General features: G+C 71.1%; 23 protein-coding genes. 12 read left to right on the plus strand and 11 right to left on the minus strand.

Annotation, left to right across the window (positions count from 1 at the left end):
* Positions 1-737: 737 nt before the first annotated feature.
* On the minus strand, positions 738-1,565 hold the full coding sequence (locus AB0K10_RS12330; protein ID WP_363682631.1) for an SAM-dependent methyltransferase: 828 nt from the start codon (positions 1,563-1,565) through the stop codon (positions 738-740).
* A gap of 224 nt (positions 1,566-1,789) precedes the next feature.
* Between AB0K10_RS12330 and AB0K10_RS12335 the strand changes: the two genes are divergently transcribed.
* The gene (locus AB0K10_RS12335; protein ID WP_363682633.1) at positions 1,790-2,482 is read left to right on the plus strand and encodes an MOSC domain-containing protein; all 693 of its coding nucleotides are present in this window, start codon (positions 1,790-1,792) and stop codon (positions 2,480-2,482) included.
* A gap of 127 nt (positions 2,483-2,609) precedes the next feature.
* Entirely contained in the window at positions 2,610-2,780 is a 171-nt protein-coding gene (locus AB0K10_RS12340; RefSeq protein WP_363682635.1) for a hypothetical protein, read from the plus strand.
* 40 nt (positions 2,781-2,820) lie between these two features.
* Here the strand turns inward: AB0K10_RS12340 and AB0K10_RS12345 are convergent, their stop codons facing one another.
* A complete protein-coding gene (locus AB0K10_RS12345; protein ID WP_007457332.1) occupies positions 2,821-3,210 on the minus strand; it encodes a hypothetical protein in 390 nt (129 codons plus the stop codon).
* A gap of 169 nt (positions 3,211-3,379) precedes the next feature.
* Complete coding sequence (locus AB0K10_RS12350) at positions 3,380-5,140, minus strand: DUF1996 domain-containing protein (protein WP_363682637.1); 1,761 nt, start codon at positions 5,138-5,140, stop codon at positions 3,380-3,382.
* Between the two features lie 210 nt (positions 5,141-5,350).
* On the opposite strand from AB0K10_RS12350, the gene AB0K10_RS12355 reads away from it, so the two are divergent.
* On the plus strand, positions 5,351-6,577 hold the full coding sequence (locus AB0K10_RS12355) for a cellulose binding domain-containing protein (protein WP_363682639.1): 1,227 nt from the start codon (positions 5,351-5,353) through the stop codon (positions 6,575-6,577).
* Between the two features lie 130 nt (positions 6,578-6,707).
* Positions 6,708-7,763, plus strand: coding sequence for a glycosyl hydrolase 53 family protein (locus tag AB0K10_RS12360; RefSeq protein ID WP_363682943.1), 1,056 nt, complete (start codon positions 6,708-6,710; stop codon positions 7,761-7,763).
* 4 nt (positions 7,764-7,767) lie between these two features.
* Here AB0K10_RS12360 and AB0K10_RS12365 read toward each other — a convergent pair whose 3' ends face one another.
* Positions 7,768-8,178: a hypothetical protein gene (locus AB0K10_RS12365; protein WP_363682641.1), complete on the minus strand. Its 411-nt coding sequence runs from the start codon at positions 8,176-8,178 to the stop codon at positions 7,768-7,770.
* Between the two features lie 136 nt (positions 8,179-8,314).
* Between AB0K10_RS12365 and AB0K10_RS12370 the strand changes: the two genes are divergently transcribed.
* The 3 genes from AB0K10_RS12370 (at position 8,315) to AB0K10_RS12380 (ending at position 10,861) form a co-directional block, all read left to right on the plus strand.
* A complete protein-coding gene (locus AB0K10_RS12370; RefSeq protein WP_363682643.1) occupies positions 8,315-9,472 on the plus strand; it encodes a histidine kinase in 1,158 nt (385 codons plus the stop codon).
* Positions 9,469-10,110 carry a response regulator transcription factor gene (locus AB0K10_RS12375; protein WP_363682645.1) on the plus strand — a complete coding sequence of 214 codons (642 nt, stop codon included), beginning with the start codon at positions 9,469-9,471 and terminating at the stop codon, positions 10,108-10,110. Before AB0K10_RS12370 ends, AB0K10_RS12375 begins: the two co-directional genes overlap by 4 nt.
* A 67-nt stretch (positions 10,111-10,177) precedes the next feature.
* Positions 10,178-10,861, plus strand: a complete 684-nt coding sequence (locus AB0K10_RS12380) for a phosphotransferase (RefSeq protein WP_363682647.1) — start codon at positions 10,178-10,180, stop codon at positions 10,859-10,861.
* A 77-nt stretch (positions 10,862-10,938) separates the two neighbouring features.
* Here AB0K10_RS12380 and AB0K10_RS12385 read toward each other — a convergent pair whose 3' ends face one another.
* The 3 genes from AB0K10_RS12385 to AB0K10_RS12395 form a co-directional block, all read right to left on the minus strand.
* On the minus strand, positions 10,939-11,820 hold the full coding sequence (locus AB0K10_RS12385) for a fructosamine kinase family protein (RefSeq protein ID WP_363682649.1): 882 nt from the start codon (positions 11,818-11,820) through the stop codon (positions 10,939-10,941).
* Positions 11,821-11,922: 102 nt separating this feature from the next.
* Positions 11,923-12,570, minus strand: a complete 648-nt coding sequence (locus AB0K10_RS12390; protein WP_363682651.1) for a response regulator transcription factor — start codon at positions 12,568-12,570, stop codon at positions 11,923-11,925.
* The gene (locus AB0K10_RS12395) at positions 12,567-13,670 is read right to left on the minus strand and encodes a sensor histidine kinase (RefSeq protein WP_363682653.1); all 1,104 of its coding nucleotides are present in this window, start codon (positions 13,668-13,670) and stop codon (positions 12,567-12,569) included. The genes AB0K10_RS12390 and AB0K10_RS12395 overlap by 4 nt, the downstream gene beginning before the upstream one ends.
* Before the next feature lie 141 nt (positions 13,671-13,811).
* Here AB0K10_RS12395 and AB0K10_RS12400 point away from each other — a divergent pair, with 141 nt between their 5' ends.
* The gene (locus AB0K10_RS12400; protein ID WP_363682655.1) at positions 13,812-14,405 is read left to right on the plus strand and encodes a CDP-alcohol phosphatidyltransferase family protein; all 594 of its coding nucleotides are present in this window, start codon (positions 13,812-13,814) and stop codon (positions 14,403-14,405) included.
* A gap of 227 nt (positions 14,406-14,632) precedes the next feature.
* Here AB0K10_RS12400 and AB0K10_RS12405 read toward each other — a convergent pair whose 3' ends face one another.
* Positions 14,633-16,135 (minus strand): MFS transporter, encoded by a 1,503-nt coding sequence (locus tag AB0K10_RS12405; protein WP_363682657.1) that lies wholly within the window; start codon positions 16,133-16,135, stop codon positions 14,633-14,635.
* A 17-nt stretch (positions 16,136-16,152) separates the two neighbouring features.
* Entirely contained in the window at positions 16,153-16,677 is a 525-nt protein-coding gene (locus tag AB0K10_RS12410) for a hypothetical protein (RefSeq protein ID WP_363682659.1), read from the minus strand.
* Positions 16,678-16,772: 95 nt separating this feature from the next.
* Between AB0K10_RS12410 and AB0K10_RS12415 the strand changes: the two genes are divergently transcribed.
* Positions 16,773-17,195 carry a GNAT family N-acetyltransferase gene (locus AB0K10_RS12415; protein ID WP_363682661.1) on the plus strand — a complete coding sequence of 141 codons (423 nt, stop codon included), beginning with the start codon at positions 16,773-16,775 and terminating at the stop codon, positions 17,193-17,195.
* Positions 17,196-17,260: 65 nt separating this feature from the next.
* Complete coding sequence (locus AB0K10_RS12420; RefSeq protein ID WP_363682663.1) at positions 17,261-17,758, plus strand: YcxB family protein; 498 nt, start codon at positions 17,261-17,263, stop codon at positions 17,756-17,758.
* Positions 17,759-17,767: 9 nt separating this feature from the next.
* Here the strand turns inward: AB0K10_RS12420 and AB0K10_RS12425 are convergent, their stop codons facing one another.
* Positions 17,768-19,750 (minus strand): GTP-binding protein, encoded by a 1,983-nt coding sequence (locus AB0K10_RS12425; RefSeq protein WP_363682665.1) that lies wholly within the window; start codon positions 19,748-19,750, stop codon positions 17,768-17,770.
* A gap of 198 nt (positions 19,751-19,948) precedes the next feature.
* Positions 19,949-20,200, minus strand: coding sequence for a hypothetical protein (locus tag AB0K10_RS12430; protein ID WP_363682667.1), 252 nt, complete (start codon positions 20,198-20,200; stop codon positions 19,949-19,951).
* On the opposite strand from AB0K10_RS12430, the gene AB0K10_RS12435 reads away from it, so the two are divergent.
* Positions 20,199-21,470, plus strand: a complete 1,272-nt coding sequence (locus AB0K10_RS12435) for a cellulose-binding domain-containing protein (protein ID WP_363682669.1) — start codon at positions 20,199-20,201, stop codon at positions 21,468-21,470. The genes AB0K10_RS12430 and AB0K10_RS12435 overlap by 2 nt on opposite strands.
* A gap of 178 nt (positions 21,471-21,648) precedes the next feature.
* Entirely contained in the window at positions 21,649-22,260 is a 612-nt protein-coding gene (locus AB0K10_RS12440) for a YdeI/OmpD-associated family protein (protein ID WP_363682671.1), read from the plus strand.
* The last annotated feature ends 68 nt before the right edge of the window (positions 22,261-22,328 follow it).

Below are 22,328 nucleotides of genomic sequence, written 5' to 3' on the forward strand. Positions count from 1 at the left end.
CAACCTAGCGTCGCGGAGATCCGCTGGCAACCGGTGCCGCCGCGGGTGATCGGGCAGCCCGAGGTCGTCGCAGGGGCCGCGTTCACCTCGTTCTCCGGCGATCGCCGTCGAGCGGTGGCAGTCGCGGAGGTGGCATCGAACGAGTACGATGGCCGGTGCGTGAGTCGATCGGAGCCGCAACTCCAACCGATTCGCCTGGGAGATGGAGGCCGTGCATTCCGCGACCTCCAACTGCTGGCCTGGCTTGCCGGGCTGGCCGGGTGTGGTCTCGATTTCGGTCGTTGCCAAACGGGGCCGACCGAAATTCTGGGTCGCCCACACCCTCCCAGGGATTGGATGGTGGTTCGATGATCGATCCACGTGGCACAACAAAAGAGCCTGAGCAGAGTCACCTCCCGTTGCGGTGGGTTGTGATTCTGGCTGTCGGCACCGGCGTGGGACTTCTGGTCGGTTATGCGGCTGGTCCCGCCGCGGGTGTGACGGCGGGCGTCGCGACGATCGGTTTGCTTCACCGCGTCGTTCGTTAGCCCGGCTCAGGATTGCCTGACTTGCTCAGGCGCGGAGAGGTTTCGGCCTGTTGCCCCGGGCTGGCCGAACCCGTTTGGCCCTCGGCGAAGCCGAGGGCCAACTTCGTGCGCGGGCCGGGGGTGGAATGGGCGGCCGGGCTGGGCGCGTCGCCGCATGCTGTGTGGCACTGCCGGCCCGGCACGGCAGCGACGTGCGGACGGGAAGATCGCCTACGGTTTGCGGGCGAGGAGCCCGACGAAGGTGTGATAGGTGTCGGTCTGCTGCGGAGCGGGTGAGTCCGCCTCCGGACGCCACTCGGCCAGCGGCACCAGCCCCGGCTCCAGCAGCGTCAGCCCATCCACGAACGAGAGGATCTCCTCGTCCGTACGCCAGCGACCGGTGCCCAGCGACTCGTTGAAGACCCGCTCGACCTCGCGGGCCTTGCGGGAGCCCTCTGGGTCCCGCTCACCCGGGTCGCGGAAGTGCGAGATCGCCACGTAGCTGCCGGAGGGCAGCGCGTCGATCAGCTCCGCCGCTACCGCTCGCGGATCCTCGTCGTCACCGAGGTGGTGCAGGATCGCGAAGAGCAACAGGCCGACCGGCCTGTCGAAGTCGAGGAATCGGCGTACGTCGGGATGGTGGAGGATTTCCTGCGGTGCCCGAACGTCTGCCTGGATCACCGTTGCGGTGCCCTCGGCGGCGAGGAGAGCCCGCCCGTGGGTCAGGACAATCGGATCATTGTCCAAATAGACCACCTGAGCGGACGGATTCTGCTCGGTGGCGACCTCGTGCACGTTGCCCTGGGTGGGCAACCCCGATCCGATGTCGAGGAACTGGTCGATGCCTGCCTCGGTGACAAGGAAACGAATCACGCGACGCAGGAAGGCCCGGTTCGCCTGGCCGGCTGCCGGCCCGTCCGGTGTGATGCGCAGGGCGTGCTCGGCGACCTTTCGGTCGGCCTCGAAGTTGTCCTTGCCGCCCAGGAAGAAGTCATAGACCCGGGCCACGCTGGGAATGTTGGGGTCGATGCCGGGGGGTGCCGCCATGTCTCGGGTCACAGGCGTCTCCATTCGATCGGGACGGGCACAGGCTGAGGTCTGCGAGCGGTGCTGGGCTGCGGGCGAGTCTAGCGATCGGGAGGGTTGAATTCCGCCCCGCTGGTATCGCTCCCAGCGAATGGTCCCCATCTACGGGAGTAACCTCCCGCTCGCCTGGGCCGTCCTGATCCACCAGCGGCGTCGATCGTGACTCGTGATTCGTTCGGTGATCTACAGTGACGCCGATGACGCTGGTTGAGATCCGCCGGTTTCCGATCAAGTCGTTGCTCGGTGAGCGGCTGTCGACAGTCGAGGTTGAGCAGCGGGGACTCGCAGGTGACCGGCTGTGGGCCGTGCGCGACGCGGACGGCAAGCTCGGCAGCGGAAAGAACACCCGACGCTTCCGCCGGATGCCGGGGTTGTTCACGCTTCGTGGACACTGCGGTGATCCCGTGCCGGTTGTCGAGCTGCCCGACGGTCGTCGCTTCGATGCCAATGAGGCAGCCGGGCACGAGGCAGTCAGTGAAGTGGTCGGTCGTCCGGTGACGATCGAGCGTGAGGCTTCGGTCCTGCACCATGACGAAGGGCCGGTAAGTCTGATCAGCACCGCGTCGCTGCGACGGCTTCACGACCTCTTGGGCGAGCCGGTCGACCCGGTACGGTTCCGGGCCAACCTGCTCGTTGACGTGCCCGGAAACGACTTCCCGGAACACGGATGGCTCGGGCGAACCATCCGTGTCGGCTCGGAGGTCGTGTTGCGGCCACACCGACGGCTGACCCGATGCGTCATGGTCGACCTCGCTCAGGAGCGTGCCGTGGAACATGGACAGATTCTCAAGACCGTCGCGGAGTGCAACGACATGACGTTCGGTGTGTGGGCAACTGTTGAGCGGCCGGGTCGTATCGCACTCCTGGACACCGTTGAACTGGCGAGCTGAACATCGCCGACGCCGGCGGCTCCGAACGCCGAGCCGTGCGCCCGAGGCCGCCGAGGCGGCCGGCGCCCCGGTGTCGCGGCAACCGCCTCGACAGGCGGCGGGAGCTGTCGTGCTGAATACTTCCCCGATGACCAATCCTGAGCTCGATCCGGACGTCTATCCACCCCTCGATCCCCGCGAGCCCGTTCCGGAGACCCCAGAAGAGCTGCTCCCCGGTACGCCGAACGAACTGCCGGACGCGCCGACCGAACCGATGCCCGACGACGGCGAGCCCGGCGGCGTGCCCGAGCCGGCGTGACAGTCGTCCGGCTGCGCTGACCCCGCCCGCCGGGGCGGGGTCAGCAGCTGCGCGGCTGCCAGCTCACCTTCGTCACGTACATGGGCACATACAGGTCACCACTTCCGCCGGCTCGCGCGCAGATCGTCCCGGTCAGCGGCGTCCCGAGATAGTTGAAGGACCAGGTGATCTCGGCGTTCCGGGATGTGCCGTTGTAGAAGTTGAAGGCCGGGGCGTAGCCGGACCACTCGCTGTTGGTCAACACGGACGGAGTCTCGACCGGCCCCTCCGGCGGGTGGTTCCAGTTTGGCCAGATGCAGAGCATGCTCTGCGGGCAGTTCCCCTGGCCCCAGCCGCCGTCTGCCGCCTGGCTGGTAGCGGCCGAGGCGGCGGGGGCGGTGGCCAGCACACCTACGACGGACGCGGCTACGGCGATGGTCTTCCACAGCATGGTTCACCCACTCGAAATAGACGTTCGTGAATGGCAATAAGCTACTGCGGGAAAGTTGAGACGTCAAGTACCTGGGTGGTCCCGCCTCGGGTGGGTGACAGCAGGTCAGAGGCCGATCGGACACCGTCCGGCCGGCCTCTTCGCTGCCCATCACCTCCCGCTCACGGCGTCAGGAGCAGTTCTTGCCCTTGTTGATGCAGGTGGCGATCCTTTGCATGGCCCGGGCGGAGTTGACGTTGACGAAGTCGTTGTGGTCCGAGAAGGGGTTGTGGTTCTCCTCGGGGAAGGAGTCGAGGGCGTACTGGCCCTTGATTTGCACGGCGCGAGGGATGTCGTAGGCCACGGTGATCCGCAGTTGCGGAATCGCCTGGAAGCCCTGCGGGCAGGCGCCGGTGGCCCTGTCGGCGAACGCCACGTGGTTGCGGTGGTTGTCGCTGTCGATGTTCCTGCCGTCCCAGCAGCCGGGGAAGTCGTGCACGCGCTGCACGCGGCTGCCGGCCGGGCAGATCGGGTACCTGTCGGAGAGCCGGTCGGTGAAACCCGAACAGGTCCAGGTGGCACGGGCGTTGGCCGGCCCGCGGCTGGTGGGCTTGGCGTCGCCGGTGAGGGCCCGGAGGAACTTCGGCATCGGCACCACCTTGCCGACGGGGTTTCCGCGATACTCGATCAGCACCTGCGCGGGGCGGACGATGCCGCCGGTGTTGCCGGGCAGTTCGAGGTTGGGGCCCTGCGGATCGGGGAGCGCGGCGGCGGTGGTGGGCGCGCTGCTCGGTGTCGCCGGGGCGACGGGGGAGTGGTCCAGCGTGCAGGCGGCGAGCGCTCCGAGCCCCTGCGGGCGGGGGGCCTGTCGCCCGATCGCGATGGCGATCCGGTCGAGCACGGCGGCCCGCTTGGCGCGCAGCGGTCCGAGGATGGCGTTGTCCACAAAGGCCGCGCCGCCCTGGCCGCGGCTGGTGACCAGGCGTTCGTTGGCCTCGGAGACCTGCCGGTCGAGGTCGTCGAGGGCGCGGTCCACCTCGGCGAGCGCCCGGTCGGGTACGCCCGGCAGCCTGTCCCGCACGGCGGGGCACTGAATTCGCGGATTCGCGGCTCGGGCCGCCTCGACGCTCGCGCGGTGGGCGCTGCCCGGCATCCGGGCATGCATGTCGTCGTAGCTGATGTCGCAGTCGACAAGCGAGACCAGGCCAGGCTGGTTGCCGCCGGCGGTGGTGATCGTGGCGCTGATCTCCTTGATCATCGCGGCACGGCGGGCCCGCAGCGAGTCGATGACCTCCCGGTTGAACGCGGCGTCGATGCGGCCCCGGGTGGCGGTCATTCGCTGGTTCGCGGCGGCCTGCTGGCGATCCAGATCGGCGAGCAGGCGGTCGACGGTGCTGCGAGCCCGGACGGGGACGGCCCGCAGCCGCTTGCCGACGGAGGGGCAGACGACCGTCGGTTGGGTCTGGGCGAGAGCTTGCCTGACCTGGTTGCCACTGCGGACGGCCTTGTCGATGCGTACCACCGGCCAGAAGTAGGACGACTTGTCACCGTTGCGGCAGGTGGTGCCCGAGGCGTCCAGGTCGGCGTTGGAGGAGTTCGCGGTGATGGCCAGGTTGCCGACGAAGTCGTGGACGTGTTCGGCGCCGTTGCGGATGCCGGGCTGGGCCACCGGATTGTCCGGGCTGAACTTGCCGTTGCCGTTCGTCCCGCAGTCGACGGTGAACCGGCCGGTCGACGCGCCGGCGGCAGGTCGCGGGTTCTGCACGTTCGGCGGCACCTTCTCGATCGCCACGAACTGATCCAGGCTGGTGGCGGCATCCGCGGTGCCCCGGCCGCCACCGGAGACGAAGGTGGCGGTGATCCCACCGGTGGCCGCCAGCACGAGCGCGGCCATGGCGAGCCTGGCCGGTCGGGTATGGACCAGCGCGGTCCCGTTCGTTCTGCGCTTCATCGGAATCTCCTCAAAGCCGGAAGCGGCTGTCTCCCCTCGGTACGGGCCGGCCAACGGTCAACGGTCAACCGTCGCCGGGTACGTCATGGTTCGGTAAGAAGTCCCGGCGCGGGAGTAGCGGCGCGACGACGACCCGCCGGAATTGACCGATCGCTGGCCGAGGCGTGAGATACGTTGGCGATCTTCGATGTGTTGCGTCATCGTCGACGTATGACAGGCGTCTTCTCGTCCTCGCTGTTCCGCCGTCTGCGACCGGGTCTGCTGGCCGCCGTCGTGGTGTCGACGGCAGTGCTTGGATCCGCGCTGAGCGTCGCGCCGGCGGCCGATGCCGGCACCGCGGCGCCCGCCGCGTATCCGGGGGTCGCCCCGGCGCCCGGTGGGGCCGCCGTGTCCGTCGTGAAGGCGGCCGCAACCGCGCCGTCGCCGACGGCGCCCGGCACGCCGAACACCTCGCCCGGCCCGCCGACCAGCCCGCCCGGCACGCCGAACACCTCGCCCTTCCCGCCGAGCGCGCCCACGAACCTGACCGCCACCGAGGTACGGACCGGGTCGGTCACCCTCACCTGGACGGCCGCCAGGCCGGGCTGTTGCGCCGTCACCGGCTACGACATCACGTACTACCAGGCGTTCGACGACGTGATCTACAGCGCCAGCGTCGGGGCCGTCACCACCACCACGATCAGCAACTACATCCAGCCGGGCCGGCAGTACTCGTTCCGGGTGGCCGCTCGGGACAGCCTCGGACACCTCTCGACGTGGACGGACGCGCTGACCGTGGTCACGCCGACGACGGACACCGGGTCGGACACCACACCGCCGAGCGCCCCGCAGAACCTGACCGTCGGCGAGGTGACCGCCTCGACCGTCACGCTGTCCTGGTCGCCGTCGACCGACAACGTCGGCGTGCTCGGCTACAACGTCTACCAGTTCGACGGCTGGTTCAGCTCGAAAGTGATCGCCACCGTGCCGGGAACGACGTACACGGCGTCGCTACCCCCGTCGACGCCGCTGCGCAGCCTGTTCTACGTGCGGGCCCGGGACGCGGCGGGCAACGTGTCGATCGCCTCCAACACGGTCGCTCTGCCCACGACGTCCACTCCGCCGCCGCCACCGCCCTCGACCTGCCAGGTGACGTATCGGAACCAGTCCGAGTGGCAGGGCGGTTTCGTGGCCACGGTGACGGTCCAGAACACGGGGGCGGCACCGATCGACGGCTGGATCGTCACCTTCAACTTCCCCGGAGACCAGCAGGTCACCTCGGGGTGGAACGCCACCGTCGGCCAGAGCGGTGCCACCGTCACCGCCCGTAACGTCGACTGGAACCGCGTCCTCGCGCCGAACAGCTCCGCGAGCTTCGGCATCCAGGGACGGTGGAGCACCAGCGACACGGCGCCGACCGGCTTCTCGCTCAACGGCGCACCCTGCACCGTGGGCTGAGCGCGGCCCGCCGGTCGCCGGTCGCGTCCCGCCGCCTGTCAGGAGGAGTCTCGTGAGCACACATTCGGGCACCCCCCGACACCGGACGCTGATCCGGGCTGTCACGGTGGGCATCCTCGCCGTCTCCACCATGCTCAGCGGATCGCCCGTACCCGCCTCGGCCGCGAACACGCTCAACATGCGGGGCGCCGACGTCTCCTCCTTGCAGCGCAGCCTCGATCTGGGTGCCAGGTACTACGACTTCGGTGGCGTCGCCCGCGACCCACTGGACATCCTGAAGTCCGTCGGCGTCAACTACGTCCGACTGCGCGTCTGGAACAACCCGATCAGCGGCTACAACAACAAGAGCAGGGTGTTGGCCCAGGCGAGAACCGCCAGGGCGAAGGGCTTGAAAGTGCTCATCGACTTCCACTACTCCGACACCTGGGCCGACCCCGGCAAGCAGTACAAGCCGGCAGCCTGGGTCGGCCACAGCCTGAGCCAACTGCGCACCGACGTGTACGCCTTCACCTACGACGTCTGCGCCAGCCTGCGGGGACAGGGCACCCCGCCGGACAGCGTGCAGATCGGCAACGAGATCAACGTCGGGATGCTGTGGGACGAGGGGAAGGTCGTCAACAACGACTTCGCCCCACTGGCCAGCCTGCTGAAGCAGGGCTACAACGCGACCAAGGCGTGTGGCAGCGGCATCCCGGTGATGATCCACACCGCCGACGCCGACAGCAACGCCAACGCCCGCTGGTTCTATGACGGCATCCGCGCGCAGGGCGTGCAGTGGGACATCACGGCCCTGTCGTACTACTGCATGTGGCACGGCACCCTGGCGAACCTCTACAACAACATCGTCGACCTGCGCGGCCGCTACGGCAAGCCGGTGGTGATCGTGGAGACCGCGTACCCCTTCACCCGGGACAACGCGGACAGCGAGCCGAACGCCATCGGCGGCGCGACCTGCGACGGCATCGCCGCGACCTGGTCCGGGCAGGCCCAGGAGTTCGACTGGGTCCAGAACACGGCCCGCAACGCGGGGGCCGTCGGTGTCTTCTACTGGGAACCGACCTGGTACGCCGTCCGGGGCAACGGCTGGGACCCGGCCAACATCAACGGCACCGGAAACCAGTGGGACAACATGGCCGTCTTCGACTGGTCCGGGCGGGTGAACCCGAACGTGCGCTGGACGCCCTGACCCGTCACCGCTGCGCCGCCGTCTCCCCTGAGCTGCCCGCCATGGCCGACCGGACCACGCGAAGATTCGTGCGGACCACGACGCTTGCCACGAACACGCCGCACACGGCCTGTTCGATGCGCAGCCAGGCCGGGAACGCTCCCGGCCAGGCGACGACACCGACGATCGCGGCGAGCACGACCATGGCGATGATGCGGAGCCGGCGGAAGGAGCTGCGGTGCCCCGCGGCCGCCCTCCGGGACAGCAGCAGGAGCACCGCCGCGCTGGCGGCGACAAGTGGTGTACGGATCCAGACGGCCGTGGTGACGAGCGCGGGGTTGTGGCGCATGAGCACCACGGCTACGACGGTGGACACGCTGATCACCAGGAAGGCGGCCAACAGTTTGACAACGGTGTTCAGGTGGTCGTTTCTCATGCCGGTCAGCCTGCTCCCGAAGGCCGGGGCGAAGCATCGGCGCGCGGATCGATGTTGCGTCTGCACCCACGGTTGCAGACGGGTCTGCAACCGTGCGCCGATGCTGCCATGGGCGACATCCGTCTAGGTTTTACCTGTGCAGACCGAAGAGCCCACGCTGACCCGCCTGCGGGTCGTGCGGTGGATGCAACTGCTGACACCACTGATGCTGGCGTGGTTCGTGTGGGCCGCCGCCACCGCCGAGCCTGGATTCGGACTGACCGGCAGGCGGTTGATCGTCGTGCTGGCCACCGCCGTGTTCGTGGTCGGGGTGTTCGGCCGCAACTCGGCCACCGACCTGCCGATCCGACCGGCGTACGTGGTGTTCGTCGGGGCGATGCTGGTCAGCTCGGTGACGCTGGTGGTCGTGCAGCCCGGCGGGCCTGCCTCCGTGGCGGTTCTGGTGGCGGTGCTGTGCGCCGCGACCGGGCTGATGCCCGTACGGGTGGCCGTCCCGGTGTTGATCGCGGCGTTCGTGGTGCTCGAGATGGTGGCGTCGATCACCGGGCAGGACTTCGGCTTCCTGGCCGTGCTCGCCGGGTTCGCCGTGCTGTTCGGCCTGATGTACCTGGCGTTCCGCCTGGCCGAGGCGCAGCGTGAGACGAAGCGACTGCTCGCCGAGTTGGAGGCCGGTCAGGTGGCGCTGGCCGAGGCGGCCGGGCTGGCCGAACGCCAGCGGCTGGCCCGGGAGATGCACGATGTGCTCGCCCACTCGCTGTCGGGGTTGTCGCTGCAACTGGAGGGCGCTCGCATGCTGATCGCCGAGGATCCGACCGACCCACGCCTGCCGGCGGTTGTCGACCGGGCCCACCACCTCGCCCGTACCGGCCTTCAGGAGGCTCGACGGGCCATCGGCATGCTGCGCGACGACGACCTGCCCGGCCCGGATCGGCTGGCCGCGCTGGCCGAGCAGTTCACTCGCGATCAGGCCGTGCCGTGCGACTTCGTGGTGTCGGGGGAGCCGCGCCCGCTGGAGTCGGAGGCGCGACTGGCGCTCTATCGCGTGGCGCAGGAGGCGATGACCAACGTGACCAGGCACGCGTCTCCGGCGCGGGTGTCGCTGCGCCTCACCTACGAGTCGACGGTCACCCGCCTGATCGTCGAGGACTTCGCCGCTCGACCGCCCGTGGTTCCCGACGAGACCGACGGTTACGGACTGACGGGGATGCGGGAGCGGGCCGAGTTGCTCGGCGGGACCCTCAGCGCGGGCGCGACCGACAAGGGGTTCCGGGTGGAGTTGGCGGTGCCGGCGTGATCCGGGTGCTCATCGCCGACGACCAGCGGGTGGTCCGCGAGGGGCTGGGCATGGTCCTCTCTCTGATGAAGGACGTCGAGGTGGTGGGCGGGGCCGCCGATGGTGCCGAGGCGGTCAGGCTGGTTCAGGCCGAGCGGCCGGATGTGGTGCTCATGGACCTCCGGATGCCGCGGTGCGACGGGATCGAGGCCACCCGCCGCCTACGCGTCGAGGCGCCCGAGGTCAGGGTGGTGGTGCTCACCACCTACTCGGACGACCGCTCGGTGCTGGAGGCGTTACGGGCCGGCGCCCGCGGCTACCTGACCAAGGACGCCAGCGGTGAGCAGATCCACGAGGCGCTGCGGCAGGTGGTCGACGACCACGCCGTCATCGACCCGGCCGTCCAGCGGCACGTCGTCGACGCCATCGCGGCCGACTCGACGCCACCGCCGAGGTTCCCCGGCGGTCTCACGCCGCGTGAGGCCGAGGTGCTGTCACTGATGGCCCAGGGCCTGTCCAACGCGGAGATCGCCTCTCGCTTGACGGTGAGTGAGGCGACGGTGAAAAGCCACGTCAACCACCTTTTCGCGAAGATCGGTGCCCGTGACCGGGCGCAGGCCGTCGCCTATGCCTTCCGACACGACCTGGGCGGGTCGTGACCCCCTGACGCTGCGCTCTCCGTGATCGAGAGCGGTGGCGGCTGGCTGCTCGGTTACTGTCGGGGCCGTGGATGCGGTCCCTCTGGCGTCGGGCCGAGACGCTGACGTCTTCGCCATCGACGATCGACGTGTCCTTCGTCGCTACCGCCACGGTGGAGACTTGGCCGCCGAGGCCGCGGTCATGGCGTACGTGGCGGGTCTCGGGTTCCCGGTGCCCACCGTGTTCCAGGCACGCGGGGTCGATCTCGTCATGGAACGACTGGACGGGCGCACCATGCTGTCGGCGCTTCTGGCCGGTGAGCTCGATGCCGCGGAAGCGGCCACCTGTCTGGCGGATCTGCATCGTCGACTCCATGCGTTGCCGTCCCGGCTCGGCGCGGGGGACGCCCGGATCCTGCACCTCGACCTGCATCCGGACAACGTCATGCTGACGTCACGAGGGCCGGTCGTCATCGACTGGCGCAACGCCGCCGAGGGGCCGGCGGACCTCGATGTCGCGCTCTCCGCGGTCATCCTCGCCCAGGTGGCAGTCGGGGAGAACCATCACCTGGCGTCGCCGGCCGCAACGCTGCTGGCCGCGTTCCTCGACCGCGTCGGGGGTGACCTGCTGACCGAGCTGGACCGCGCCCTGGCGATCCGGCGCGACGACGCGGCTCTCACCGGCGGTGAGCGGGAGCTGCTCGGCGCCGCCGCCGCCCTCGTCGTCGGCCATCATCGAGGCCGGGAGAAGACGTCGACCTTAGGCGCCTGACCTCCGATGGTGCGGGTACCCAGCGTTGCCCAGGGCGCGGCACGGACAGGGGTGGGACGCTCGACGCCGTCCGATGGTCAGGAACGCTTCCGGAACGGAGCGAGGACGGCGCGGATCTGATCGGCTGCGCCCCAGTCGTCGTCGAACTGGGCCAGCACCGCGAGGTGTTGCCGCAGCTGGACGATAGGCATGCGTGCCTGCCAGCCGCTGTCGAGCGAAGTCAGGTCCGCGTAGACCTCGAACATCCGGCGCGCCTCCGGCGGGGGCGACGTGGACCACACGTGGGCGAGATCGACCTCGGCCCACATGTACGACACGGCCGGATCGATAAGCGCGGGCTGCCCGTCCGGCGTGGCCAGGATGTTCTGGACCCACAGGTCGCCGTGCGTCAGGCAGGCCGGCCGGTCCGGCAGCAGGTCGGGCAGCCGGTGACACAACCGCTCCAGCGCCTCCCGGTCGCCGGCGTCCAGTGCCGCGTCGACGCGAGGTTGCCCGAGCCACCGAAGCAGCCGGTGCTGTGCGAAGAACGTGTAGCCGTCGTCGTTCCAGGTGTTGATCTGGCGGCGGCGACCCAGCCAGTTGTCGTGGTGCCAGCCGAAGCGAGTGTGGGTCGTGCTCAGGTGCACGCGGGCGAGGACGTGTGCGAACTGCTCCCAGAAGACCTCGCTGTGTGGCCTCGGAGCCAGCACCGACAACACGAGCAGTTCCCGGTCCGCCAGGATCACCTCGGGTGTCGCCACGCCGCCGAGTTCGCGCAGGGCGGCCAGCCCCTCGGCCTCCGCGACGAAGACGTCGTCGGCCGGAGCTTCGGCGAATGCCTTGACGAACACCGGCGGCGAGTCCCGGCGGGTGGCGATGCCCGCGAGCGCCGCGACCCCGCCCGTCACCGGTTCCACTGTGACGATGTCGTGCATCCTGGGCCGGAGCAGGCCCTCCAGCAGGACCGTCGTCGAGCGCATCAGGTCCGACTCCTCAGGTGCGGCGGCTCACGTCGCGCGCAATACTAGGGCCGATGACCGCCTGCCGAGGGATCGACGTCCGGGGCGGGTCCGGCGACGGCGTCAGGGTGTGAGGCCGGCCTGGATCGCCAGGATGGCGGCCCCCACCCGGTCGCGGCTCCCGGTCTTGGCCAGCACATTGGTGACGTGGGTCTTGACGGTGCTCATCGAGAGGTAGAGGCGCTCGGCGATCTCGTTGTTGTTGAGCCCGGCACCGATCAGGGAGAGCACGTCGACCTCCCGGGCGGTGAGCTGGCAGCCCGCCAGGTCCACGCGGGTGGCCGGCCCGGTCGCGCGTACCCGGTCGAGAACGGCGCCGGTGACCTCGGCGGAGAGGATCGCCTCGCCGGCGGCGACGGTGCGAACCGCGGCGATCAGGTCGGCCGCGCTGCACCGCTTGAGCAGGAAGCCGCGCGCGCCGGAGGCGATGGCGTCCAGGACGTAGGCGTCGTCGTCGAAGGTGGTCACGACGATCACGGCCGGGGCGTGCGGGATCGCGGCCAACTCGCGGGTGGCCTGCAGCCCGTCGAGGACCGGCATGCGGATGTCGACGAGGGCGACGTCGATGCGGGGGTCGCGACGTACGGCGTCGAGGAACTGCCGGCCGTCGGCCGCCTCGGCCGCGACGTGGATGTCGGGTTGGGACCGCAGGATCAGACCGAAGCCGTCGCGGACCAGCTGCTGGTCGTCGACGATCGCGACCCGGATCACGGGTTCGCCATCGGCAGGTTCGCCTGCACCATGGTGCCACCGCCGGGGCGCTGGCTCAGCTCCCAGCTTCCACCGAGAGCGCGAACGCGCTCCTCGATGCCGAGCAGGCCCGAGCCGCGCGTGGGTTCGTGGGGCGGCCCGATGCCGTCGTCGCTGACCCGCAGGCGGGCGCGGTCGCCGACACGGACCAGTTCGACCCAGGCGGCCGTGGCCTTCGCATGGCGGGCGATATTGGTGAGGGCCTCCTGGGCGATGCGGTAGGCGGCCAACACGCCGAGCTCGTCCAGGCCCGGCTGGGGATCCAGATGGACCCGCACCGTCACGCCCTGCTGGCGTAGTGGCTGTGCGAGCAGCTCGTCGATGTCGGAGAGGCGGGGCGGCGCGGTCACCGCGATCGGCGCGAGCGGATCGCGCAGGTGCACGACGAGCGTGTCGAGCTCACTCAGTGCGGTGCGTCCGCTGTCCGCGATCGCCCGCAGCGCCGCCCCCGGGTCGACGCTGAGCTGGCCCGCCTCCGCCTGGACCACCATTGCGGTGACGTGGTGGCCGACCACGTCGTGCAGCTCGCGGGCCAGGTTGGTGCGCTGTTCGAGCCAGGCCGCCTGGCCGCGCAGTTCGCCGGTTTCCCGGCTGAGGGCGTGGCCGCGTGACCACGAGCGCAACAGGATCGCCAGGAGATAGCCGGCGGTCACGAAGACGAACGGCTGCTCGTACGGCCCGCGCCCGTTGAGCAGCGCGACGGCGAGGGCACCTGTCGCGCCGAGCAGGCCACCCACCCATGCCAGCCACGGGCGTCGAGCCGGATCTTCGCAGGTCGAGACGAACACGAGGGCGGCGGCCGCGAGGCCCAGCTGCACCGACTCTCCGGTGCTCACGATCGCCACGAACTCGGCGCAGGCCGCCAGGACCAGGGCCCGGTAGCGGCGCCCCAGCGTCAGGGCCCCGAGGCCGACGGGCAGCACCAGCCACGCCCACCTGGCCGGCACGGCCACGCCCCCGTCGACGGTCGCGACCACGAGGGCGACGATCAAGCCCGCCACGCCGTACGCCAGCCGGCGCACCCGCTCGGGGTCACGCAACCATTTCCGGGCTCCGTTCATCACCTGGACAGTCTCCGCGACCAGCCGGAAGACCGGCCAGTACCTGGGTACCAGATCGGGCGGCACCCCAGTGCCGCCCCGGCGAGCGGATCGGCACCACGGCACGTTCCGTCGGGAGGCGTACCGCGCGACGCTTCCTGGGTGACTCTCGTCGACTCCCGCGCTGCCCTGAGCATCGGCCCTCTGCGTACGGTTCCCAACTACATCACCGCCGTCCGCACGATCGCCGCTGTCACCATCGGTATCGTCGCTCTCGTCGCCGGCTCCGTGGCATTTATGGCGGTAGCGTACGGTATCTACTGGATCGGCGACATGCTCGACGGCTGGGCCGCCCGGCGGCTCGGACAGGAGACCCGGGCGGGCGCCGTCCTCGACATCGTGAGCGATCGCGCGTGCACCTCCGTACTCTGCGTGGGCCTGGTCTCCCTCGTGCCCGACGTCGCGGTCGTGGCCCTGGTGTTCCTGCTGTCGTTCCTGGTCCTGGACACCATGCTGTCGCTGGCGTTCCTGTGCTGGCCCCTGCTCGGCCCCAACGACTTCCACCTGGTCGACCGCCGGGTGTGGGCGTGGAACTGGTCGCCGGTGGCCAAGGCCGCCAACACCGCCGGGGTCATCGGCGCCATCGCGTTCGGGCAGTACCGGCTCGCGCTGGCGGTCGCCGTCGCCGTCGTCGGGGTCAAGCTGTGGTCGGTCGCGGCCGTGGCCCGGCTGCTCGACCGGGACGGCCGCGCGTGAGCAGCCTCGCCGAAGCGGTGGCGGGCCTGGGATACGGTCTCGCGTCGGCCCTCGTCCCGGTCGTCAACGCCGAGGCCTACGCCGTGGTCGCCGGGCAACGTGATGGCCACGTTGTCGTCGCCGTGCTCGCTCTGGCGCTCGGCCAGACCGCCGGCAAACTGCTCCTGTTCGAATCCGCCCGCCGCGGAACGGGACGGCTGGCCCAGAAGCTCAGGAGACGGAGCGGGTCAGGTCGTACGGCAGTACGAGCCGCCCGCTGGACCGGGCCGATCCGCCGCTGGCTCTCCCGCCGCAGCACCGCCCTTCCGACCGTGCTGGTCTCCGCCGCGGTCGGTGTTCCACCGCTGGCCGTGGTCAGCTTCGCCGCCGGCACCGCGGGCCTCCGACACTGGGAGTTCGCCGTCACCTGCCTGGTCGGGCGGGTGATTCGTTTCGCACTCCTCGTCCTGCCGGCAGCCCTGATCTGAGTCCGTGTCCGGCCAGCCGGCGAAGTGCTGCCCGGACTGCCCCGCCCGCGAGCCACCCGACCCGACCTGGCGGATCTGGAGTGGGCCACGACGGCCCAGCGCCCACACGGCGAGCGCGAAGCAGCAGAGACCCATCCCCGTGCACGTGACCGCCGTCCAGCCGCGCACAGCCCAGAGGGTGGTGGCGGCGGCGGAGCCGGCGGCGGCGCCGATGAAGTTGCTTGTCGCCAGTGCCGTGTTGAGCCGGCTGCGGGCCTCGTGGGAGAGGGCGAACAGCCGCGCCCGGTTGAGGAGGGCCTGCGTCTGGAGAGCGACGTCGATCATGATGATGGCGATGACGAGCAGTACGACGGACCGGCCGGCGAACGCGGCGACGGCGAACGCGGCGAGGGCCAGTGTCCAGGCCACACCTGTCGCAGGGAGCGACCACCCGCGGTCGTGCAGACGACCGCCGCGCAGGCCGGAGAGGACACCCGCGAGGCCGGCCAGCCCGAACATCCCGATCACCGCCACCGGGTAGTGGAACGGCGGGCCGCTGAGCAGGAACGTCAGCGCCGTCCAGAACAGCGAGAACGTGGCGAACCCGGTTGCCGCCAGAACCAGTGTCCAGCGGGCCGTCCGCTCGCGCCGAACCACCGCACCGACCGAGGCGATGAGCTGGAGGTACGGCATGCGGGCGCGCGGTGCCAGCGGCGGAATCGCGCGGTGGAGCAGGGCCGCGAGCAGAACCGCGACGACCGCCGCGAGGGCGAAGGTCGTACGCCACCCGGCGAGGCCGGCGACGGACCCGCTGATCGTGCGGGAGGCCAGGATGCCGGTGAGGGTCCCGGACCCGACGACGCCGACGATCCGACCGCGGTGGGCGTCGCTGGCCAGGTCCCCGGCGAGCGGCGTGAGGACCTGCCCGGAAATCGTCGTGACGCCGAGGACGGTCAGTGCGAGCAGGAGTACGCCGAACGACGGCGCCAGCGCGCACAGCAGCAGCGCGGCGGCCGAGGCCACCAGCATCGCCGGCACGAACCGGCGGCGGTCCAGGACGTCGCCGAGCGGCACGAGCAGCAGCACGCCGACGGCGTACCCGATCTGCGTCGCGGTGACGAGCCAGCCGGCCGTCGCGGTCGCGGCGCCCAGGTCGCCCGCGATGAAGCTGAGCAACGGCTGCGCCCAGTACAGGTTGGCGATCGCCGCTCCCGCCGCCACCGCGAGCAGGAACGTCAGCCCGCGCGTCATCCCGGACGGCGGTGGCGTGCGGGAGACCGCCATCCCGCCAGGCTAGTGGGTTACGGCTTGCGGCGGAGTTCGCGCAGTACACCGTGCCGGCGCGCGGCCCACGCGAGGCGCCGGACGCTCGGGTGCCACACGAGCAGCGCCGCCGCACGGCGGATCAGGCCGAACCGGTTGTCGCTTACCTGATTCTCCATCGCCTGCCAGATCAGCTCGCGCACCTTGGCGCTGTCCAGAGCGGCCCGTGCCTCACGCCGTACCGCAGGATCTTCGGCCGCCGAGGCGACGGCGGCGGCCAGGCCCGGTCGGTCCGCGAGCGGCTCCACCGCCGCCGCGACGAGCGGCCGGCGTACCTCGTCCTGCTCCAACAGCAGCAGCACCGCCTCCCGGATCTCGATCGTCTCCAGGCCGGACCGCAGCAGGCTCAGCAGGCTGCGCTCGACCTCGCCGTCGTGATCCGGGACGGACAGCGCTGCCAGCAGCACGGACACCTCGTCGAGATCGATGAGATGTCGCACCCCGCTGCGGAACTCCGGCAGCCCCCACGCGACCTGCAGAGCCTTGACGACATTGCGGTTCATGGGCCATCCGCTACCCGGATGTGGCAGTCGGCGAAACTCCGGCGGCCGGTCGGCACGACGGGCCGCTCGGGGCCGCCGTCGGTAGACTGCTCCGGGTGATCGTGCGAAAGGGCGGCGTCGCGGACGCGGCGGCGCTCGCGGAACTACGCGGGATCGACGGACACAAGCTCGGGGCGTACGCGGACTGGGTGGCCGCCCGCGCGGCCACGCACCTGCCGTTCGTCGCCGAAATGGACGGGCGTGTGGTCGGGGCCGCCTGGCTCCTCCTCGCGCAACGGGTGCCCAGCAACGAGTCGCTGGACCGGTGGTACGGCGACGTCCAGTCCGTCCAGGTCCGCGAGGAGTACCGCAATCGCGGCGTCGGTGGAGCGCTGATGGCCGCGCTACTGGCCGAGGCCCGGACGCGGGGACTGCTGCACGTCACCGTCCACTCCAGCCGCCGCGCTGTCGACTTCTACAGGCGCAACGGCTTCACCCACCACCGTCAGCTCCTGCTGTGGGAGCCGGACGCCTCCTGATCGTCCGGCGGGACGGACGACGGGTCAGCCGGTGCCCGGGGCCGTCGGGGCACTATCGTTTCGGGGTGCACATCCGTTTTGATGTCCCCGCCGATCCCGCCTACCCGGGTCGCGTGGCGGCCACGCTCGGCGGGGTTCGGCTGCGCAGGTACAGCTATGTCGGCGCGGTGCTGGCGGTGGCGGGGGCGGTCGGTCTGGCCGTCTCGCGGGGGCCCGGGTGGGGCGAGCGGACGTCGCCGCTGTGGATGGCGATGCTCGTGGGTGGCGTGCTGTCGATGCTGTACCTGCCGTGGGTGCGGTGGCGCGCGCGACGCCGCTCCAGTGGCTACGCGGTCGAGGGCGGCTACGACATCACCGACGACAACATCATGATGCGCAGCGGCTCGGAGTCCGGTGGCATCGCGTGGGACGGCGTCGCCCGGGTGCAGGACACCCCGGAGTTCTGGATCGTGTACGTCGGCCGGATGCCGGCGACCGTGATCCCACGGTGGTTGATGTCCGCCGAGGACGCCGAGACGTTGCGGGCCTTCATGGCCGACCGTGGGCTGCTCGCGCCGCGCTGACCCGACGTCTCAGGACCGGTTCCGTGGTTGGGCGAGGAAGCGCAGGTACTCCACCCGGTCGAACGGGTTGCCGTCGGTGCGCGGCCGGCGCGGCGGATCGCCGGTCACGAGACGATCGCCGCCGGGCACCGACGACCACAGCCCTTCCCCGCCGGACAGGTCCGGCAGTAACCGCTGCGCCTGGGGTTCGAGCCGTGCCGGCAGCACCCCGCCGACGCGCCAGCCGGCCGCGCTGTCGTCGGTGCCGTCGATGCGGGCGCCGAGGCGGCTCAGGAACGACGTGACCGGGCCGAGGCGGTCGGCCGGCACCTCCGCCTCGAACCGGCGGCACGGCTCGAAGACCCGGGTGCCGGCCTCGGCGAGCGCCTGCATGAGGACGTACGGGGCCAGGTCCCGGAAGTGCCCGGCCGTGGTGATCGGTGACCAGTAGCCGCTGTGGGTGAGGGTGACCCGGATGTCGGTGACCGGCCAGCCGTGCCGGCCCTGGTCGAGGGCCGCCCGGGTGGCCACCTCGATGGCCTTGTGGAACGCCAGCGGCAGCGAGCCGAGTTCGACCTCCAGCCGGTAGTCCACGCCCGATCCGGGTTCGACCCGGAAACCGACGGTCCCGAAGAAGCCGTGCCCGATGATCTCCACGGCGGTACCGCTGCCGGTGGGTCGCTCGACGTGCATGAGCCGGGCCGGCCCGAACTCCGCCTCGACCCCGTACGTCTCGGCGAGCGTCGCCGCCAGCACCTCGCGCTGCACCTCGCCGTAGAGCAGCACGCTCGTGCCGCCGTCCGGGGCCACCCGGGTCCGGAGGAACGGGTCGGTGTCCGCGATGTCCAGCAGCGCGGCGTGCAGCGCCAGCGTCCGGGCCGGGTCGCGGGGTCGCACCACCGCCTCCACTGTCGGCGCCGGAAAGTACGACCGCCCGTCGAGACCGGCCGGGCTGCCGAGCTGGTCACCGAGGCGTACCCCGGTGAGGCCGGCTACCCGGGCGATGTGGCCGGCGGACAGCGCCGTCGGTCCGCCCGGCCGCCCGGTCGGCTCGGTCCGGTCGGTGGTCGCGTCGACCACGTCGAGGCGGGTGATCCGGGCGCGCGTCGCGGTCGTCCGGCCGTCCGGCTCCCGGCGGTACGCGACGATCCGCTGCCGCGCCCGGAGCTGCCCGCCGTACGACCGCAGGTACGCCACCCGCTCACCGGAGGGATCGCGAACGATTGCGAAGACCCGGGCCCGCGGCTCGGGCTCGGCCGGCGGCGACGCCGGGAGCAGAGTCGCGATGGTGTCCAGCAGTTCGGGTACGCCGGCCCCGGACAGCGCCGAGCCGAACAGCAGCGGGTGGACCTGCCCGGCCGCGACCTGCGTGCGGAGCGCCTCGTCGATCCGGTCCGGGTCGGGTGGCAGGTCGTCGACCAGGGCGGCCAGCAGGTGGTCGTCGTGCTCGGCGAGGGCCTCGGCGATTCGGTGGGCGGCGCTGTGGTCGTACCGCGGATGGTGGCGCCGGAAGGCGGCCTCGGGGGTGCCGGGCGCGCGGACCGTGCCCAGCGGGACGACGGCCGGGGTGAGCAGCCGGCGCGCGTCCGCGACCAGCTCGTCGGTGCGCGCGCCCATCCGGTCGATCTTGTTGACGAAGATCAGCGTGGGCAGTCCGAGCGACCGGAGGATCCGCATGATCCGCCGGCTGTGCGGCTGGACTCCCTCGACGGCCGACAGCACCAGGACGGCCGCGTCGAGCACCCCGAGCGCGCGTTCGACCTCGGCCACGAAGTCGCTGTGCCCGGGGGTGTCGAGCAGATTGACCTGGCGGTCGCGGACGGCGAACGCGGTGACGGCGCTGCGGATGGTGATGCCCCGGCGGCGCTCGATCTCGCCGGTGTCGGTCCGGGTGGTGCCCGCGTCGACGCTGCCGAGCCGGTCGATGACGCCGGTGTCGTAGAGCAGGCGTTCGGTGAGGCTGGTCTTACCGGCGTCGACGTGGGCGACGATGCCAAGGTTGACGGTCTGCATGGGCTGTCGGGTCCTCGAAAGCTCGCGTCCGGATGGGCGGGAAGGTTTCGAGTCCTCGCATTGCCGTGCTCCCGTCGGTCGGTTCGAGCCCGTCCTGGCGGCGGGCCGGATGAACCCGGGCAGCCGGGTCCGTCTGCGGGCCAGGCTGGCACGGCCGGTGCCGGTCGGGCCACCGAATAACGCGCGGGCGGCGTGCTGTCACCCGAACGTGTGACGCTTGATTCGATAGGGATCTGTCAATAGATTGAGGACGGGCGTCGCCGCGGTCCGGGCAACCGGGCCGTCGGCGACTGACAGGTCCATCCCGAGCCGGGCACCTTGGTCGTCCGCATCGACCAGCCGCTGTGGCGCATCGCCGCGCCGCACCCGGGCGCGTTGCCGCGCCGCGTCCGTCCTGGACGCGCGCTGCCGCGCCGATTCCTCCAGCTCGATGGCAGAAGGACTTTTCATGACGATTCTCCGCGCCCGCCCCGCCCCGACCCTGGCGGTCGTCGCCGCGCTGGCCGCCGCCGTGACCGCGACCGGAACGGCAGTGCTCGTCGTTCCCGCGGCGGCCGCCCAGGGCTGCCGGGTCGACTACACACCCAACCAGTGGCCCGGCGGCTTCACCGCCGCCGTCAAGGTCACCCCCGGCGACAGCGCCGTCTCCAGTTGGACCGTCACCTGGACGTACGCCGGGGACGAGCGCGTCACGAGCGGCTGGAACGCCACGGTCAGCCAGTCCGGGTCGACGGTGACCGCCCGCAGCATGTCGTACAACGGCAGCATCCCGGCCGGCGGTTCCACCGAGTTCGGCGTGCAGGGCACGTACGGCGCCAGTGGCGGCACGCCTACCGGGTTCACCCTGAACGGGGTGCCGTGCAACGGCGTCGGGCCGACCCCGACGGGCGTGCCCACCACGTCGGTGCCGACCACGGCCCCGCCGACCACCCCGCCGCCGACGACGCCTCCGCCCACCACCCCGCCGCCCACCACGCCTCCGCCCACCACCCCGCCGCCGACGACGCCTCCGCCCACCACCCCGCCGCCTGTCGGGTGCGCCGGCGCCGTGCTCTGCGACGGCTTCGAGAACCAGACCGGCTCGACGCCGTCGGGGGACTGGACGGTGGTGAACCCGGACTGTTCCGGCGCCGGCACGGCCACCATCGACACGGCCACCACGCACAGCGGCAGCCGGGCGGTCCGGATCAACGGCGCCGCCGGATACTGCAACCACGTCTTCATCAGGTCCACCAGGAACCTCGGCAGCCTGGGCAGTGTGCGGTACACCCGCATCTGGGTGCGGCACACCACCGCCCAGCCCACCGACCACACCACGATGCTGGCGATGACCGACGCCGCCGACGGCAACAAGGATCTGCGGATGGGCGGCCAGAACGGCGCCCTGCAGTGGAACCGCGCCTCCGACGACGCGACCCTGCCCGAGCAGAGCCCGGCCGGGGTGGCACAGAGCGTGCCGCTCCCCACCAACCGGTGGACCTGCCTGGAGTTCATGGTCGACGGTTCGGCGGGTCAGCTCCGTACCTGGCTGGACGGCACCGCCATCACCGGGCTGACCGCGGACGGCGTACCGACGCACGACATCGACGGCCAGTGGTACAACCGCACCTGGCGACCGCAGCTCACCGACCTCAAGCTGGGCTGGGAGAGCTACGGCAACGGAGCCGACACCCTCTGGTACGACGACGTCGCGGTCGGGGCCAGCCGGATCGGCTGCTGACCCTCCGAGCTGCTTCCGCCGAAAGCGGGCGGCGCTGCGGTGCTCTGGTCGGGGGTGTGGCCCGCTCGACGGGTCACACCCCCGGCCACCTCCGATTTCCACCGATCCCGGCCGCCCGGCGGATCGGGACGCCCCACCGGCCGAGGTTTACGTCAGGGCCCAGCGATAGCCTGCTGCCATGGCGAGCGCCGAGCTGGAAGAGTTGATCGTCGCGGACGCCGACGCGCTGCGCGCGTGGTTGTCGGAGAACCACGCCACGTCGCCGGGCGTCTGGCTCGCCTTGACCAAAAAGGGCGGCACGGTCACGACGCTCACCTGGCAGCACGCGGTCGACGAGGGGCTGTGTTTCGGCTGGATCGACGGGCAGGCCCGCAAGCGGGACGACCAGACCTCCTGGATCCGGTTCACCCCACGCCGACCCCGCAGTGCCTGGTCGCAGCGCAACGTCGCCCACGTGGCCCGGCTGGAGGCGCAGGGACGGATGCTGCCACCGGGCCGCGCCGCGGTGGAGGCCGCGCAGGCCGACGGGCGGTGGGCTGCCGCGTACGCCCCGCCGTCGGAAGCCGAGGTGCCGGCCGATCTGCTCGCCGCCATCGCCGCCGACCCGGCCGCCCAGGCCATGTTCGACGTGCTCACCAAGACCAACCGGTTCGCGCTGATCCACCGCCTCAACGCCGTCAAACGCGCGGAGACCCGCGAGCGGAAGATCGGCGAGTTCGTCGCCATGCTGGCGCGTCACGAGACCCCCTATCCGCAGAAGGCCAGGCCGGCGAGCCCGCCACCCGTGTGACGGGGCACCGGAACCGTCAACTGGCTGTCCACTGCGACAGGTGATCCTTGTCGGATCCGCGCCCCCCG

The organism is Micromonospora sp. NPDC049274 (genome assembly GCF_040678875.1).
Taxonomy (GTDB): domain Bacteria; phylum Actinomycetota; class Actinomycetes; order Mycobacteriales; family Micromonosporaceae; genus Micromonospora.

Excerpts from the sequence above, each read along its gene's own strand:
- AB0K10_RS12335 (WP_363682633.1), top strand. The coding sequence starts at position 1,790 with ATGACGCTGGTTGAGATCCGCCGGTTTCCGATCAAGTCGTTGCTCGGT.
- AB0K10_RS12340 (WP_363682635.1), top strand. The coding sequence starts at position 2,610 with ATGACCAATCCTGAGCTCGATCCGGACGTCTATCCACCCCTCGATCCC.
- AB0K10_RS12345 (WP_007457332.1), bottom strand. The coding sequence starts at position 3,210 with ATGCTGTGGAAGACCATCGCCGTAGCCGCGTCCGTCGTAGGTGTGCTG.
- AB0K10_RS12350 (WP_363682637.1), bottom strand. The coding sequence starts at position 5,140 with ATGAAGCGCAGAACGAACGGGACCGCGCTGGTCCATACCCGACCGGCC.
- AB0K10_RS12355 (WP_363682639.1), top strand. The coding sequence starts at position 5,351 with ATGACAGGCGTCTTCTCGTCCTCGCTGTTCCGCCGTCTGCGACCGGGT.
- AB0K10_RS12360 (WP_363682943.1), top strand. The coding sequence starts at position 6,708 with ATGCTCAGCGGATCGCCCGTACCCGCCTCGGCCGCGAACACGCTCAAC.
- AB0K10_RS12365 (WP_363682641.1), bottom strand. The coding sequence starts at position 8,178 with ATGAGAAACGACCACCTGAACACCGTTGTCAAACTGTTGGCCGCCTTC.
- AB0K10_RS12385 (WP_363682649.1), bottom strand. The coding sequence starts at position 11,820 with ATGCGCTCGACGACGGTCCTGCTGGAGGGCCTGCTCCGGCCCAGGATG.
- AB0K10_RS12395 (WP_363682653.1), bottom strand. The coding sequence starts at position 13,670 with ATGAACGGAGCCCGGAAATGGTTGCGTGACCCCGAGCGGGTGCGCCGG.
- AB0K10_RS12405 (WP_363682657.1), bottom strand. The coding sequence starts at position 16,135 with ATGGCGGTCTCCCGCACGCCACCGCCGTCCGGGATGACGCGCGGGCTG.
- AB0K10_RS12410 (WP_363682659.1), bottom strand. The coding sequence starts at position 16,677 with ATGAACCGCAATGTCGTCAAGGCTCTGCAGGTCGCGTGGGGGCTGCCG.
- AB0K10_RS12425 (WP_363682665.1), bottom strand. The coding sequence starts at position 19,750 with ATGCAGACCGTCAACCTTGGCATCGTCGCCCACGTCGACGCCGGTAAG.
- AB0K10_RS12435 (WP_363682669.1), top strand. The coding sequence starts at position 20,199 with ATGACGATTCTCCGCGCCCGCCCCGCCCCGACCCTGGCGGTCGTCGCC.
- AB0K10_RS12430 (WP_363682667.1), bottom strand. The coding sequence starts at position 20,200 with ATGAAAAGTCCTTCTGCCATCGAGCTGGAGGAATCGGCGCGGCAGCGC.
- AB0K10_RS12440 (WP_363682671.1), top strand. The coding sequence starts at position 21,649 with ATGGCGAGCGCCGAGCTGGAAGAGTTGATCGTCGCGGACGCCGACGCG.